12 protein-coding genes are annotated in these 13,292 nt (G+C 68.8%); 4 read left to right on the top strand and 8 right to left on the bottom strand.

Annotation, left to right across the window (positions count from 1 at the left end):
• Nucleotides 1–54: 54 nt before the first annotated feature.
• Nucleotides 55–1,092, top strand: a complete 1,038-nt coding sequence (locus QWG60_RS02915) for a YeiH family protein (RefSeq protein WP_246124619.1) — start codon at nt 55–57, stop codon at nt 1,090–1,092.
• 68 nt (nt 1,093–1,160) lie between these two features.
• Here QWG60_RS02915 and QWG60_RS02910 read toward each other — a convergent pair whose 3' ends face one another.
• Nucleotides 1,161–2,273, bottom strand: coding sequence for a 5-(carboxyamino)imidazole ribonucleotide synthase (locus QWG60_RS02910; protein WP_146907633.1), 1,113 nt, complete (start codon nt 2,271–2,273; stop codon nt 1,161–1,163).
• Nucleotides 2,274–2,300: 27 nt separating this feature from the next.
• Nucleotides 2,301–2,810: a 5-(carboxyamino)imidazole ribonucleotide mutase gene (gene purE / locus QWG60_RS02905; protein WP_035593715.1), complete on the bottom strand. Its 510-nt coding sequence runs from the start codon at nt 2,808–2,810 to the stop codon at nt 2,301–2,303.
• A gap of 303 nt (nt 2,811–3,113) precedes the next feature.
• On the opposite strand from purE, the gene QWG60_RS02900 reads away from it, so the two are divergent.
• On the top strand, nt 3,114–3,908 hold the full coding sequence (locus tag QWG60_RS02900; RefSeq protein ID WP_107181271.1) for a YbaY family lipoprotein: 795 nt from the start codon (nt 3,114–3,116) through the stop codon (nt 3,906–3,908).
• An 89-nt stretch (nt 3,909–3,997) separates the two neighbouring features.
• Here the strand turns inward: QWG60_RS02900 and QWG60_RS02895 are convergent, their stop codons facing one another.
• From QWG60_RS02895 to glaH, 5 genes are all read right to left on the bottom strand, one after another.
• A complete protein-coding gene (locus QWG60_RS02895; RefSeq protein ID WP_107181272.1) occupies nt 3,998–6,004 on the bottom strand; it encodes a TRAP transporter permease in 2,007 nt (668 codons plus the stop codon).
• Nucleotides 6,005–6,071: 67 nt separating this feature from the next.
• Nucleotides 6,072–6,692, bottom strand: a complete 621-nt coding sequence (locus tag QWG60_RS02890; protein WP_181454270.1) for a DUF1850 domain-containing protein — start codon at nt 6,690–6,692, stop codon at nt 6,072–6,074.
• A gap of 23 nt (nt 6,693–6,715) precedes the next feature.
• On the bottom strand, nt 6,716–7,678 hold the full coding sequence (locus tag QWG60_RS02885) for a TAXI family TRAP transporter solute-binding subunit (protein WP_046079431.1): 963 nt from the start codon (nt 7,676–7,678) through the stop codon (nt 6,716–6,718).
• A gap of 192 nt (nt 7,679–7,870) precedes the next feature.
• Entirely contained in the window at nt 7,871–9,067 is a 1,197-nt protein-coding gene (lhgO, locus tag QWG60_RS02880; RefSeq protein ID WP_146907635.1) for an L-2-hydroxyglutarate oxidase, read from the bottom strand.
• A gap of 101 nt (nt 9,068–9,168) precedes the next feature.
• On the bottom strand, nt 9,169–10,140 hold the full coding sequence (gene glaH, locus QWG60_RS02875; protein WP_107181273.1) for a glutarate dioxygenase GlaH: 972 nt from the start codon (nt 10,138–10,140) through the stop codon (nt 9,169–9,171).
• Between the two features lie 212 nt (nt 10,141–10,352).
• On the opposite strand from glaH, the gene QWG60_RS02870 reads away from it, so the two are divergent.
• Both QWG60_RS02870 and QWG60_RS02865 read left to right on the top strand, forming a co-directional pair.
• Nucleotides 10,353–10,718: an XRE family transcriptional regulator gene (locus QWG60_RS02870; RefSeq protein ID WP_311241434.1), complete on the top strand. Its 366-nt coding sequence runs from the start codon at nt 10,353–10,355 to the stop codon at nt 10,716–10,718.
• A 92-nt stretch (nt 10,719–10,810) separates the two neighbouring features.
• Complete coding sequence (locus QWG60_RS02865) at nt 10,811–11,482, top strand: hypothetical protein (RefSeq protein WP_046079434.1); 672 nt, start codon at nt 10,811–10,813, stop codon at nt 11,480–11,482.
• A 75-nt stretch (nt 11,483–11,557) separates the two neighbouring features.
• On the opposite strand, the gene ilvD is transcribed toward QWG60_RS02865, so the two are convergent.
• The gene (gene ilvD, locus QWG60_RS02860; RefSeq protein ID WP_046079435.1) at nt 11,558–13,246 is read right to left on the bottom strand and encodes a dihydroxy-acid dehydratase; all 1,689 of its coding nucleotides are present in this window, start codon (nt 13,244–13,246) and stop codon (nt 11,558–11,560) included.
• Nucleotides 13,247–13,292: the final 46 nt, after the last annotated feature.

The following is a 13,292-nucleotide window of genomic DNA, read 5'->3' as shown; positions in this document are numbered from 1 at the left end:
AGTTTCGTTATCAGCTGATAACCATTAGCGCTATTAGGGCATAGCATGGGCGCCATGAACAACGTCTCCTTCCCCACCGCCCCGATGCGCGAAGCCCTGTGGCCGGGCCTCGCCCTCTGCGCCCTGCTGACTCTCGGCGGCACCGCGCTCTCGCGGCTGCCGATGCTCGCCGAGGCCGGCGTAAGCCCGCTGGTGCCGGCGCTGCTGCTGGGCATCGTGGCCGGCAATCTGCCCCTCGCCCGCCACTTGAGCCAGACCGGCCCCGGGCTCGCCTTCGCCACCCGCCGTCTGCTGCGTGGCGGCATCGTGCTGTTCGGCCTCTCGCTGACGCTGCAGCAGGTGGCCGGCCTGGGGCCGAAGGTGCTGGTGCTGGACACGCTGGTGATCGCCGGCGTGCTGGCCGGCGGCTACGGGATCGGCATCCGACTGCTGGGGCTCGACCGCGACACCGCGCTGCTGACCAGCGCCGGCAGCGCGATCTGCGGCGCCGCCGCGGTACTGGCCACCGAGTCGACCATCCGTGCGCGCCCGGCCGCTACCTCGATGGCCGTGGCCACGGTGGTGCTGTTCGGCTCGCTGGCGATGCTGGTCTACCCGCTGCTCTATTCGCTGCTGGACCTGCCGCAGGGCCTGTTCGGCATCTACATCGGCGCCACCGTCCACGAGGTCGCCCAGGTGGTGGCCGCCGGCGAGGCGGTGGGTCCGGAGGCGCTGGCCAACGCGGTGATCGTCAAGCTGGTGCGGGTGATGCTGCTGGTGCCCTTCCTGCTGATCGTCGGCCAGTGGTGGCAACAGCGCCAGGACGGCGACGCCGAAGACGGCGATCGCGGCGGCCTGGTGATCCCCTGGTTCGCCTTCGGCTTCCTGGCCATGGTGGCGTTCAACAGCCTGGTCGCCCTGCCCGCCCCGCTGCACGCGGCCCTGGTGCAGCTCGGCCAGCTGGCACTGACCATGGCCATGGCGGCGCTGGGGTTCGAGACGCGCCTTTCCCGGCTGCGCGCCCTGGGGCCGAAGCCCTTCCTGCTGGCGCTGATCCTGTTCGCGCTGTTGGTGGGCGGCGGTGGGCTGGCCAGTGTGCTGATCATGGGATGACACCGGATAACGTAAAAGGCCGCGCCCGAGGGGCGCGGCCTTTTCCTTTCAGCCGATGAGGCGAGGCCTCACTCGAAGCTGAAGCTCGGCGCCGGGGCGTCGGGCAGCAGGTCCGCACAGGCGCGGACCTTCTCCAGCAGCGCATCAAAGGTCGGCGCCACCAGATTGACGTGGGCCAGCTTGCGGCCGGGGCGCTCGCCCTTGTCATAACGGTGCAGGTGGGCGTCGTCGATCTCGAGCAGCTTCGCCGCCTCGCCCTCGCGGCCGATGACGTTGACCATGCAGGTCGGCGCGCGGGCGGCGGTGCTGCCCAGCGGCAGGCCCTGGATGGCGCGCAGGTGGTTCTCGAACTGGCTGGTCACCGCGCCGTCCTGGGTCCAGTGGCCGGAGTTGTGCACCCGGGGTGCCATCTCGTTGGCCAGCAGGCCGCCGTCGCGGGTCTGGAACAGCTCCAGGGTCAGCACGCCGACGTAGTCGAGCTCGTCGAGCAGCGCACGGATGTAGCCGTCGGCGGTCTGCTGGACGGCGTCGTCCAGGTCCGGCATCGGCGCCACGGAGTAGCGCAGGATGCCGTCGACGTGGACGTTCTCGGCCATCGGGTAGAAGGCCACCTCGCCGTCGCGACCGCGCACGGCGATGATCGACACCTCGCGCACGAAGTCGACGAAGGCCTCGACGATCAGCCGCGGGTGGTTGATCGAACGCCAGGCCTCGGCCGCATCGGCCGGGTCCTTGATCACCGCCTGGCCCTTGCCGTCGTAGCCCTCGGTGACGGACTTGGCGACCACCGGCGTGCCCAGCTCGCGCGCCGCGGCCTCCAGCGCCTCGGCGCTGTCCACCAGGCGATAGGCCGGGGTCGGGATGGCCAGGCGATCAAACAGCGCCTTCTCCTCGGCGCGGTGCTGGCAGACGCGGATCGCCTCGCTGCCGGGGTAGACCGGCTTGCGCTCCTCGATCGCCTGGACCAGCGCCACCGGCAGGTGCTCGAACTCGTAGGTGACCAGATCGACCTTCTCGAGGAAGCTCTCGAGGTGCTTCTGGTCAGTGTCGATCATGACGTCACCGATGCCCGCGCTGGGGTGGCCGGTGGTGTCGAGGAAGGTGAAGCGGTTGGCCAGCGGATAGCCCGCCAGGGCCAGCATCCGGCCGAGCTGGCCGGCTCCGAGTACGCCGATGTTCATCGTGGTTGCCTCGCTCGTCGCTCGCGGTCAGGGAAGGGGGCGCGGGTCGGGATTGTCCAGCACCGTCTGGGTCTGCTCGGCGCGGAAGGCCTCCACGGCCTCGCGCACCTCGGCATCCTGCAGGCCGACGATCTGGGACGCCATCAGGCCGGCGTTGGTGGCGCCGGCCTTGCCGATGGCCAGGGTACCCACGGCGATGCCGCCGGGCATCTGCACGATCGACAGCAGCGAATCCAGCCCCTTGAGGGCCTTGGACTCCACCGGCACGCCGAGCACCGGCAACGCGGTCTGGGAGGCCACCATGCCGGGCAGATGGGCCGCGCCGCCAGCGCCGGCGATGATCACCTGCAGGCCGCGTTCGGCAGCGGACTTGGCGTAGTCGAACAGCAGGTCCGGGGTGCGGTGGGCCGAGACGACGCGTGTCTCGTAGGGCACGCCGAGGCGCTCGAGCATGGTCACCGCATGTTCCATGACCGGCCAGTCGGACTTCGACCCCATGATCACGCCGACCCGCGGCGTCTCGTTCGATGCTGTCATCCTGGGCTCCTGAAAACGGGAATGACGCCACCTCGCAGCGCACGCCGCGGGCGGATGATGAAAATCGGGAACCCGCTATTCTAACAGAGCCGCGACGCGCCTACCTCTCCCACAGCGCCGGGAAAGGGGGCGATCGCGGCAGGTCGTCCCGATTCGATCCCTCCCTGCGGCCCCAATGTCGCCACCAGGCGACAGCGGGTTTCAAGCTTCCTGCAGATTAGCTTGATAGGGTGATGATCGAAGCGGTCGACAGGGACGCGACCACACACCCCCACACGGCACACGTGTTGAAGGAGACCGACCATGAAGCGTCAACTTTTCATTGCGGCAGCCCTGACCGGCACCCTGGCGCTGGCCGGCTGCGACCAGGCCGACGACAGCGAACAGAACGCGGCCGATACCGCCACCCAGACCGAACAGACGACCGGCAGCGAACAGGCGTCCCAGAACGACGAGCAGCAGGCCAGCAGGACCCTCGAGGGCGTGCTGGAGTTCGTCGCCACCGATACGCCGCTGCCGGACGATGCCCAGGTCACCGTCAGCCTGCTCGACGTGGCCCGCGCCGACGCGCCGGCCACCACCATCAGCGAGACCACCGTCGACGTGACCGGCAACGACCCGGTCGAGTTCGGTCTCGACTACACGACCGATCAGGTCGATCCGGGCCACGCCCACGCCGTGCGCGCCGAGATCCGCGACGACGAGGGCAATCTGCTGTGGACCACCACCCAACGCCATCAGGTCGAGGTCGGCCCGGACGCCGAGCAGGCACCGATCACCGTGAGCCTGGAGCCGGTGGCCAGCCAGGGTTCCATCGCCGGCCAGGCGCTGGAAGACACCGAGAACGCCGTGGACCAGGCCGGCGATGCCGTGGCCGACACCACCGGTGATGCCATGGATGCCGCCGGCGATGCCGCCGATGCGACTCAGGACGCCGCCGGCGATGCGGTCGACGCGACCCAGGACGCCGCCGGTGATGCCGCCGAGGCGACCGAGGAAACCGCCGAGGACGCCGCCGCCGCGACCGAAGAGGCCGCCGAGGAGGCGCACGAAGAGGTGGAGGAAATGATGGAGGACGACACCCAGTCGACTCAATAAGCCATCGCGCTCCATGACACGGCCCCGCCCGGATCGCCCGGGCGGGGCCGTCTGTCGTCCGGCCAAGTGTCCGGCCGCCGGGAAAGCCCTCAACCGGCCACGGCGGTCTCCCGTCGGCTGGCGATCCAGTTCCCGGCCAGCGCCAGCACCATCACCGCCGCGCCGGCGGCCTCGGCGATCAGGCTCGGGTAGAAGACCCCGACGATGGCCGGCAGCAGCACCAGCCGCACCGGTGTCGACATGCGCGTGAACAGGTAGCCCTCCAGGGCGGCGGCGAAGGCGCCCAGCGCCAGGAAGGCGGTCAGCGTCGTCCAGGCCAGCAGCGGCAGCGGGCCGCCCATGATGATCTCCGGATTGAAGACCATGAACAGCGGGATCAGGTAGAGCCCCTTGGCGAACTTCCAGGCCTGGAAGCCGGTGTCCATCGGCCTGGCCCCGGCGATCGCCGCCCCGGCGAAGCCCGCCAGCGCGATCGGCGGGGTGACGTTGGAATCCTGCGAATACCAGAACACCACCAGGTGGGCGATCAGCAGCGGCACGCCGAACTCCGAGGTCAGCGCCGGGCCCACCAGCACGATCAGCACGATGTAGCTGGCGGTCACCGGCAGCCCCATGCCCAGCACCAGGCTGGCCAGCAGCACCATCACCAGCGCCAGCAGCAGGTTGCCGTCGGAGAACGCCATCATCATGGCCGAGAACTTGAGCCCCAGCCCGGTGAGGCCCACCACCCCGACGATGATGCCCGCCACGGCGCAGGCCATGGACACCGCCACGGCATTGCGCGCACCGAGCTCCAGCCCCTCGATCACCTTGAGCGCACCGAGCTTCAGCGCCTGGACCAGCGCCGCCCCGGTGACCGGCTCGCCGCGCCTGGGCGCGACGAACAAGAACCACACCGCGAAGCGCAGCGCCGCCACCGCCAGCATGGTGAGGATGGCGTAGTAGCCCACCCGCATCGGCGACATGTTCATCACCAGCAGCCACACCAGCACCGCGAGCGGCAGCAGGAAGTGCCAGCCGGCGCCCATCACGTCGCGCAGCTGCGGCAACTCGCTTTTGGCCATGCCCTGCATGCCCTGCTTCAGGGCGATGATGTGCACGAACAGATAGACGGTGCCGAAGTACATGATGGCCGGGAGGATGCTGACCTTGACCACCTCCAGGTAGGGCATCCGCGTGTACTCGGCGATCAAAAAGGCGCCGGCGCCCATCAGCGGCGGCATGATCTGGCCGCCGGTGGAAGCCGCCGCCTCGATGCCGCCGGCCTGGTGGGGCTTGTAGCCCAGGCGCTTCATCAGCGGGATGGTGAAGGCACCGGTGGTCACCACGTTGGCGATGGCGCTGCCGGAGATCGAGCCCATGCCGGCCGAGGCGATGACCGCCGCCTTGGCCGGCCCGCCGCGCTGGCGACCGGTGGCGGCGTAGGCCAGGTCGATGAAGAACTTGCCGGCGCCGGTGATCTCGAGGAAGGCGCCGAACAGCACGAAGATGAAGATATAGGTCGCCGCCACGCCCATGGGCAGCCCGAAGATGCCCTCCTGCCCCAGGTAGAGCTGGCCGACCAGGCGATCCAGCCCGTAGCCGCGGTGCTCGAGGATGCCGGGCAGCCATTCGCCGAGCCAGGGCAGCTCGCCGCGGGGGCCGGAGAAGGCGTAGAGGATCGCCAGCACGCCGATCACCGTCATGCCGAACCCCACCGCCCGGCGGCTGGCTTCCAGCACGGTGACGGTGGCGATGATGCCGACCGTGATGTCGGTCTGGCTCCAGAAACCGGCGCGATTGATGATCTCGTCGAGATACAGCGCCATGTAGCCGCCGGTGATCACCGCCCCAGCGAAAAACGCCAGGTCGATCGCCCCGCCCAGGGGCCCCCTTCCGTGCCGGGCGCCGAACACCGGAAACATCAGGAACGCCAGCATCATGATCAGCGCCAGGTGGATGCTGCGCTGGTAGAAGAGCCCCAGCGGCTCGATGCCGGCGGAGTAGAGCTGGAACAGCGACAGCGCCACGGCCACCAGGCTGATCAGCCACAGCACCGGGCGCGAGTGCGGCGCCTGGCTGCCGGGGACGATGGGGGAAGCACCCGCTTCGCTCATGGGCGTGTCTCTCTTCTTGAAGTTGGATGAAAGCCAGAAGTTGCTCGACGGTGCAGGTCGTTCATTATCAGGCGCCCTCGTCGTCGGGCATCGCGGCCTCCAGGGCCAGCGTCACCCGCTCGTTGGCGGCGAGCTCGCTCAGGCTCACGACCACCGGCGACTCGGCCGCATCGGGATACCCTCCGCCGGCGTCGCAGTCCCGGGCGGCGTCCAGCAGGGTCGCCAGCGGCGCGCCTCCGGGGCGACCGACCAGGCGATGATCGACGCGCGGCGACCCGACCCGAAGCCGGTAGGCATCGCCGGGCACCGGCTCGTCGATGGCCTCGATCCAGTAGCCGCCGCGACCGTCGGAGACCTGGCGGCCGCGGCCGGGAATGTGGTCGAGGCCGGCGGCGAAGTCCGGCAGGTGGCTGCGCTGGAGCACCATGTGTCCGGCGACGTTGCGATAGCAGTCGTGGACGGTGAAACCCTCCACCGAATGGTTCCAGGCCAGGCACCAGCCCTCGCCTTCCGGCATCGGCAGGCGTACCAGCGGCCGGTGCTCGGCGTCGCGGACCGTCAGCTCATGGCTGGGGCAGTCGGCCAGCGCCGGCGGCGCCAGCCCGCCGAGCAGCAGCGCCGCCAGCAGGGCGTTGACCCACACTCGCCACGACGACGGGGCGAGCCTGACGGCTCGCCCCGGGGTCATCGAACACCTCATCGCGGCGCCCCTCAGGGACGCTGACGGTCGGCGATCTCGGCGCCCACTTCCTCGTAGTAACGCAGCGCGCCGGGATGGAAGGCGATCGGCGTGGACTCGACGCTGAAGTCGACGGTGGTGTCGTTGGCCGCCGGATGGATGGCGATCAGCTGATCGGTGTGCTCGAACAGCGTCTGGGTGATCCGATAGGCCAGCTCCTCGTCCATCTCGCTGCTCACCGCCAGCACGTTGGGGATGCCGATGGTCTGCACCGCCTCTTCCATGCCCTCGTAGAGGCCGGACTTGAGCTCATAGGCGGCGAATACCGGTTCCTCGGCCTGGGCGTTGGCGATCTCCTCGTCGGAGAGGCCGATCAGGCGGATGTCGCGGGTGGTGGCCAGGTTCATGATCGAGCTGGTGGGCGGGCCCACGCTCCAGAAGCCGGCGTCGATGTCGCCGTCGCGGATGGCGTCGGCGGTCTCGTTGAAGTTGAGGCGGCGAGCGTCGATGTCGTCGTAGGTGATGCCGTTGGCCTCCAGCAGGGTGCTGGCGTTGATCTCGGTGCCGCTGCCCGGCGCGCCCACCGAGACGACCTTGCCTTCCAGGTCGGAGAGCGACTCGATGCCGGAATCGGCCATGGTCACGATCTGCACGGCATTGGGGTAGATCGACGCCAGGGCGCGGATGTTCTCGAGCTGACGGCCCTCGAAGTCGCCGGTGCCGTTGTAGGCCTGATAGACGGTGTCGGCCAGCGCCAGCGCCAGGTCGGAGTCGCCGCGCCAGACCAGCCCCATGTTCTCCACCGAGGCGCCGGTGACCTCGGCCACGGCGTCGAAGCCCTCGACGTGCTCGTTGATCAGCTCGGCGAGGCCGCCGCCGTAGGGATAGTAGGTGCCGCCGGTGCCGCCGGTGGCGATGGACAGCTGCTGCTGGGCCAGGGCCGCGGGGGCCGCCACCAGCAGAGTGGCGGCGAGGGCCGTCTTGAGTGCGCTCATGAAGCCTCCTACAGACGATTCGAGGGAATTGTTGTGCTTGTTCGAGCGATGCCGGCTCGGTCGATAACTGGCCGGCGCGCCTGGAAAAACGCTAGCAGTCCCCGCGCGGCGGGGCCACACCACCAACGTCGATACGGCGACTACTTTAGCGCTTCCTGCGCGCAGGCCAGGGTCCACCTTTCAACGCCGCCTTCACTCGCCGACCAGCTCCTTCACCTTGCCGACGATATGCGCACCGATCGGCAGCGCCGAGGTGGCCGCCGGCGACGGGGCGTTGCCCACGTTCACCGTGCGTGGCGTGTTGACGAACAGGAAGTCGTCGACCAGCTTGCCGTCCCGCGACACCGCCTGGGCACGTACCCCGGCCGGATAGGGCTCCAGGTCATCGAGGGTCAGGCTCGGGCAGTACTTGCGCACCAGCTCCAGGTAGCCACGCTTGTGCAACGAGTTCTTCATCTCCTTGAGCCCCGGGCGCAGGTTGCGCCCCAGCACCCGCAGGATGCCGGGATCGGTGAACATCCGCGCCAGATCGACCGGCGAGACGTCGCGCTTGCGATACCCCTCGCGCTTGAAGGCCAGCACGGCGTTGGGCCCCACGGTGACCGAACCGTCGATCATGCGCGTCAGGTGCACGCCGAGAAACGGCATCGACGGGTCCGGAATCGGATAGATCAGGTGATTGACGATGGCATTGTGACGTTCGGGCAGCCGGTAGTATTCGCCGCGGAAGGGGCAGATGGTGAACCCCGGGTCCTGGCCCAGCATGCGCACCACGCGATCGGCCATCAGCCCCGAGCAGGTCACGAGATAGCGCCCGCTGAACTCGCCGGCAGCGGTCGTCACCACCACTTCCTGGCGTCGTTCCTGGAGCCCGGTGACCTCGGCGCCAACGCGGATGTCACCGCCCATCCGCTCGAATTCGGCCGCCATCGCACGGGTCACGGCCCGATAATCGACGATGCCGCTGGACGGCACGAAGATGCCGCCGACGCCGGTGATGTTGGGCTCACGCTCCTTAAGCTCGCCCCCCGACAGCCACTCCCGCTCCAGGCCGTTGGCCTCGGTGCGCTCCCACAGCGCCTGCATGCGCTGCATCTCCAGGTCATTGGTGGCCACCAGCAGCTTGCCGCAGCTGGCGTAAGGAATGCCGTGTTCGTCGCAGAAGGCCTTGGTGGCGCGGTTGCCCTCCAGGCAGAAGCGCGCCTTGAGGCTGCCCGGGGTGTAGTAGACCCCGGCGTGGATCACGCCGCTGTTGTGCCCGGTCTGGTGGCAGGCCGGCTCATGCTCCTTCTCCAGCACCAGCATCCGGCGATCCGGATAGGCCTGCTTGAGCTGCATGGCGGTGGACATGCCGAGAATGCCTCCGCCGATGATGATGAAATCGTACATGCCGTCCTCGTTGCGATGAGCGAGGGCCACGCCGCGGAGACGGCGTGGCCCGGTCATGCCCCTTTATACTCTCAGGGCGCGATTCGACGTCGCCGCCCGCTTCAACGCTGGGGACGCGTCGCGGCATGGGTGAAATAGCCACGCTGGCGCATCAGCTCGCGGCGCAGCTCCGGGTGCGGCGTGAAGCGGTCCCGGCCGTGCAGCCAGAAGTGGTTGTTGATCAGCAGGAAGCTACCCACCGGGTTGGGCACCGACAGGGTCGCCGCGCTGCCCTCCAGCGATTCGGAGAGATCGCACAGCCAGTTGCCCTCCTCGAAGTCCTTCGGCTGCACGAACTGGTCGATGTAGGACATGATCGGCCGCCCCTCGCGGTCCACGTCGAACACCGGATGGAAGACGTCCTTGGCGACGTTCTTGCTGGGCGGCGCCGCCCAGCGCATCCCGCGGTGCGCCAGCGGATGGCGATAGAAGCGCTCCAGGTCCTCCCAGTCGTCCAGGTGCAGCAGCAGCGAGTCGCCGCCCTGCATGTGCCGCTCGTCGATCTTCATCATCAGCACGTAGTCGGTGTCCTGCTCGACGAAGGTGCCGTCGTTGTGCAGCTCCATCACCCGATGCGGCTGGCGCAGGTAGCTGTCGGACTCGTCGACGTTCCTGACCACGAAGCGGGCATAGAACTGGCCGCTCATGGCATCGAAGTTGGAGCGCCCCATCAGGTGCGCCACGGCGGTGGCGAACTTGACCATCTCCTCGGCCTGGGCCACGTCGTCCAGGCCCTCGGGCACCACCTGCAGTCCGCCGGTCGCGCGGTCCACCAGGGTATTGATCAGCACCGGCTGCAGGGTGTTGCCACACAGGTCGTCGAGGAGCTTCGCCACCCGGAAGCGCAGCATCGACTTGTACTCCAGTGCCTGCACCGGCCACTCGGCCACGGCCTCGACGAAGGCCGTGACCACCTCGCGGGAGAAGGTCATCTGCAGCAGGCGCGGCGACTGGGCCGACGGCGTCAGGGTGAAGCCCTGCAGGTCGGCGGGCAGCGGCATGGCGAGTTCGGGGATCCGGGTCAGCGCGGTCATCGGGAGGCTCCAGGGCGTCGAGGGTCGATGAATCAAAAATATCGACATTTTTATAAAAAATCAACAAATTCCCGTCGTCCCTGCATCTTCCCCGCGCCCGGACATTCCGACCACAGACCAAAAACACCGGGGATTCAACCGCATCGGAGACCGCGCTTTGCCCTGTCCGCCCCTGGCCTTGCCATCCCCGCCATCGGCCGATTCAGCGGGCAATGAATCTTGCGCCATCCGCCTTTCGACCACTGGCGAAACGCGTCAAAAGGCTTCATGCTGTAGCGGTCGATTCTGTCCTGTGGAGCATCATGAGCACGGCAAGCCCATCCAACGCGGAAATCCTCGACCCTCCGCGACGATGCCCTGACCTCGACGTCAGGGACCTGGAACAACGTACGCGCCTCATGCGCATCATCACTCGGCTGATCGCCGTATCGGATCTCGGCAACCGCGAGATCGCCCGTCGCGCGGGCCTGCCGATGCAGAAGATCAGCGACCTTCTCGCCGGACGCCTGGAGCAGCTCACCCTCGACGAGCTACAGGCACTGCGCAGCACCATCGACCACGAACTCACGCCGCCCTAGCCGTCAGGCGACCCGCTCGCCCGCGCACTGGGCCCGGGCCGGTCTCGCCGGCCCTTCCACCTCATGGATTCGAGAGATCAGGGAGAATCCCGATGCGCCACCTCGTGACCGGCCTGCTGCTGGCCGCCTCGCTGCCCGCCCTGGCCGATGGCCAGGCCACCCTCGAGAGCCGCTCCGACCAGGGCACCGCCACCATGGAAGTCCGCTGGGCGGGCGATGACCTGCGCATGGACTTCCCCCGGCAGGCCCAGGCGGGCTTCATGCTGCTCAAGGACGGCAACGGCTACATGGTCACCCGGATGCAGGGCCAGACCCTGGTCATGGACATGGCCCGCCTCAAGCAGATGGCCGAGAGCATGGGCGGCGATCAGGCCATGGCCGGCGTGACCAGCCAGCAGGCCGACTCGGTCGAACGGCTCGAGGCCACCGGCGAACGCGAGATCATCGCCGGCCTGGAGGGCGAGGTCTATGCGCTGACGTGGACCGACAAGGCCGGCAACGCCCATGACGACACCCTGGTGCTGAGCGACGACGATCAGGTACGTGAGCTGATGCGTGCCTTCCACGCCTATCAACGCACCATGACCGGCGAATCCGACCCGATCGCCTCGGCGCTGGAGGAAGAGGGGCTCGGCATGCTGCGCTTCGGCGACCGCTTCCGCATCGCCTCGCTGTCCGACGAGGCCCCAGCGGCAAGCGCCTTCGAGCTGCCCGAGGACGCCATGAGCATGGAAGACATGATGAACCAGGCGCTCTCCCAGTAAGCCGACGGCCGCAGGGCACGCCCTGCCCGAAAGCACGAACGGCGCCGTCGCGTCTCGGGGCCCTGCCGGGGCGAGCTAGTCGGGGCGGTCGGTCACCGCCCCGGTCGAGGCGGAGCTGACCATCCGCGCGTACTTGGCCAGTACCCCGCGGGTGTAGCGCGGCGCCGGCCGCTGCCAGGCGGCATGGCGTCGTTCGAGTTCCTCGACGGTGAGCGCGACATCGAGGGTGTCGGCCTCGGCATCGATGGTGATGGTGTCGCCATCCTCGAGCAGCGCCAGGGGGCCGCCGTCGAAGGCCTCCGGCGTCACGTGGCCGACCACGAAGCCGTGACTGCCGCCGGAGAAGCGGCCGTCGGTGATCAGCGCCACCTCGCTGCCGAGTCCGCGCCCCATGATCGCCGAGGTCGGGGTCAGCATCTCGCGCATGCCGGGCCCGCCGCGGGGCCCCTCGTAGCGGATCACCACCACGTCGCCGGCCACCACGCTGCCGTCGTTGATGCGCGCCTGGGCCTCCTCCTCGGAGCCGAACACCCGGGCCCGGCCGGAGAAGCGCGTGCCCTCCTTGCCGGTGATCTTGGCCACCGCGCCCTCCGGGGCCAGGTTGCCGTGCAGCACGCGCAGGTGGCTCTGGGCCTTCAGCGGCGCCTCGAGGGGCGCGATGATCGCCTGCCCCTCGGGGTAAGGCACGACCTCGGCCAGGTTCTCGGCCAGGGTGGCGCCGGTCACGGTCAGGCAGTCGCCATGCAGCAGCCCGGCGTCGAGCAGGGTCTTCATCAGCGGCTGGATGCCGCCGATCTCGACCAGCTCGCTCATCATGTACTGGCCGCTGGGCCGCAGGTCGGCGAGCACCGGCACCCGCTTGCCGATCGCCGTGAAGTCGTCGAGGGAAAGCGACACGCCGATGGCGTCGGCCATGGCGATCAGGTGCAGCACCGCATTGGTGGAGCCGCCCAGGGCGATCACCACGGTGATGGCGTTCTCGAAGGCCTCGCGGGTCATGATGTCCGAGGGCGTGATGTCGCGCTCGAGCAGGGTCAGCACCGCCTCCCCCGCCGCCCGGCTGTCGTCGCGCTTGGTCTGGGACACGGCGTTCTGCGCCGAGCTGCCGGGCAGGCTCATGCCCAGCGCCTCGATGGCCGAGGCCATGGTGTTGGCGGTGTACATGCCGCCGCAGGCACCGGGCCCGGGAATCGCCGTCTCCTCGATCCGCTTGACGTCGATGAGGTCGAGATCGCCGCGGCTGTGGGCGCCCATGGCCTCGAACACCGAGACGATGTCGGTGTGCCCCTCGCCGGGCAGGATGGTGCCGCCGTAGACGAAGACGCTGGGCCGGTCGAGCCGCGCCAGGCCGATCAGGCAGCCGGGCATGTTCTTGTCGCAGCCGCCGATGGCCACCAGGCCATCGAAGCCCTCGCAGCCGGCCACCGTCTCGATGGAATCGGCGATCACCTCCCGCGACACCAGTGAATACTTCATGCCCTCGGTGCCGTTGGCGATGCCGTCGGAGATGGTGATGGTGTTGAAGATCACGCCCTTGCCGCCGGCCGCATCGGCACCAGCGCTGGCCTGCTCGGCGAGCTCGCCGATGTGGCTGTTGCAGGGCGTGACGCGGCTCCAGGTGGACGCAATGCCCACCTGGGGCCTGGTGAAGTCGGCGTCGTTGAAGCCCACCGCGCGCAGCATGGCGCGGCTGGCCGACTTGCCGACGCCGTCCACCACCGGGGCGGAATGGCGGCGGCGGGGATCCTGTGGCGTGTCACTCATGGCGCGGCTCCTCCGTCAGGTCGGGATGACCTTCAGAGGGTGGCCG

Source organism: Halomonas halophila (assembly GCF_030406665.1).
GTDB classification, from domain to species: domain Bacteria; phylum Pseudomonadota; class Gammaproteobacteria; order Pseudomonadales; family Halomonadaceae; genus Halomonas; species Halomonas halophila.
This window is presented reverse-complemented; position numbering and strand designations above follow the sequence as displayed.

Excerpts from the sequence above, each read along its gene's own strand:
- QWG60_RS02915 (WP_246124619.1), top strand. The coding sequence starts at position 55 with ATGAACAACGTCTCCTTCCCCACCGCCCCGATGCGCGAAGCCCTGTGG.
- ilvD (WP_046079435.1), bottom strand. The coding sequence starts at position 13,246 with ATGAGTGACACGCCACAGGATCCCCGCCGCCGCCATTCCGCCCCGGTG.
- QWG60_RS02900 (WP_107181271.1), top strand. The coding sequence starts at position 3,114 with ATGAAGCGTCAACTTTTCATTGCGGCAGCCCTGACCGGCACCCTGGCG.
- QWG60_RS02885 (WP_046079431.1), bottom strand. The coding sequence starts at position 7,678 with ATGAGCGCACTCAAGACGGCCCTCGCCGCCACTCTGCTGGTGGCGGCC.
- QWG60_RS02895 (WP_107181272.1), bottom strand. The coding sequence starts at position 6,004 with ATGAGCGAAGCGGGTGCTTCCCCCATCGTCCCCGGCAGCCAGGCGCCG.
- glaH (WP_107181273.1), bottom strand. The coding sequence starts at position 10,140 with ATGACCGCGCTGACCCGGATCCCCGAACTCGCCATGCCGCTGCCCGCC.
- QWG60_RS02865 (WP_046079434.1), top strand. The coding sequence starts at position 10,811 with ATGCGCCACCTCGTGACCGGCCTGCTGCTGGCCGCCTCGCTGCCCGCC.
- QWG60_RS02870 (WP_311241434.1), top strand. The coding sequence starts at position 10,353 with ATGAATCTTGCGCCATCCGCCTTTCGACCACTGGCGAAACGCGTCAAA.
- QWG60_RS02890 (WP_181454270.1), bottom strand. The coding sequence starts at position 6,692 with ATGACCCCGGGGCGAGCCGTCAGGCTCGCCCCGTCGTCGTGGCGAGTG.
- lhgO (WP_146907635.1), bottom strand. The coding sequence starts at position 9,067 with ATGTACGATTTCATCATCATCGGCGGAGGCATTCTCGGCATGTCCACC.
- purE (WP_035593715.1), bottom strand. The coding sequence starts at position 2,810 with ATGACAGCATCGAACGAGACGCCGCGGGTCGGCGTGATCATGGGGTCG.
- QWG60_RS02910 (WP_146907633.1), bottom strand. The coding sequence starts at position 2,273 with ATGAACATCGGCGTACTCGGAGCCGGCCAGCTCGGCCGGATGCTGGCC.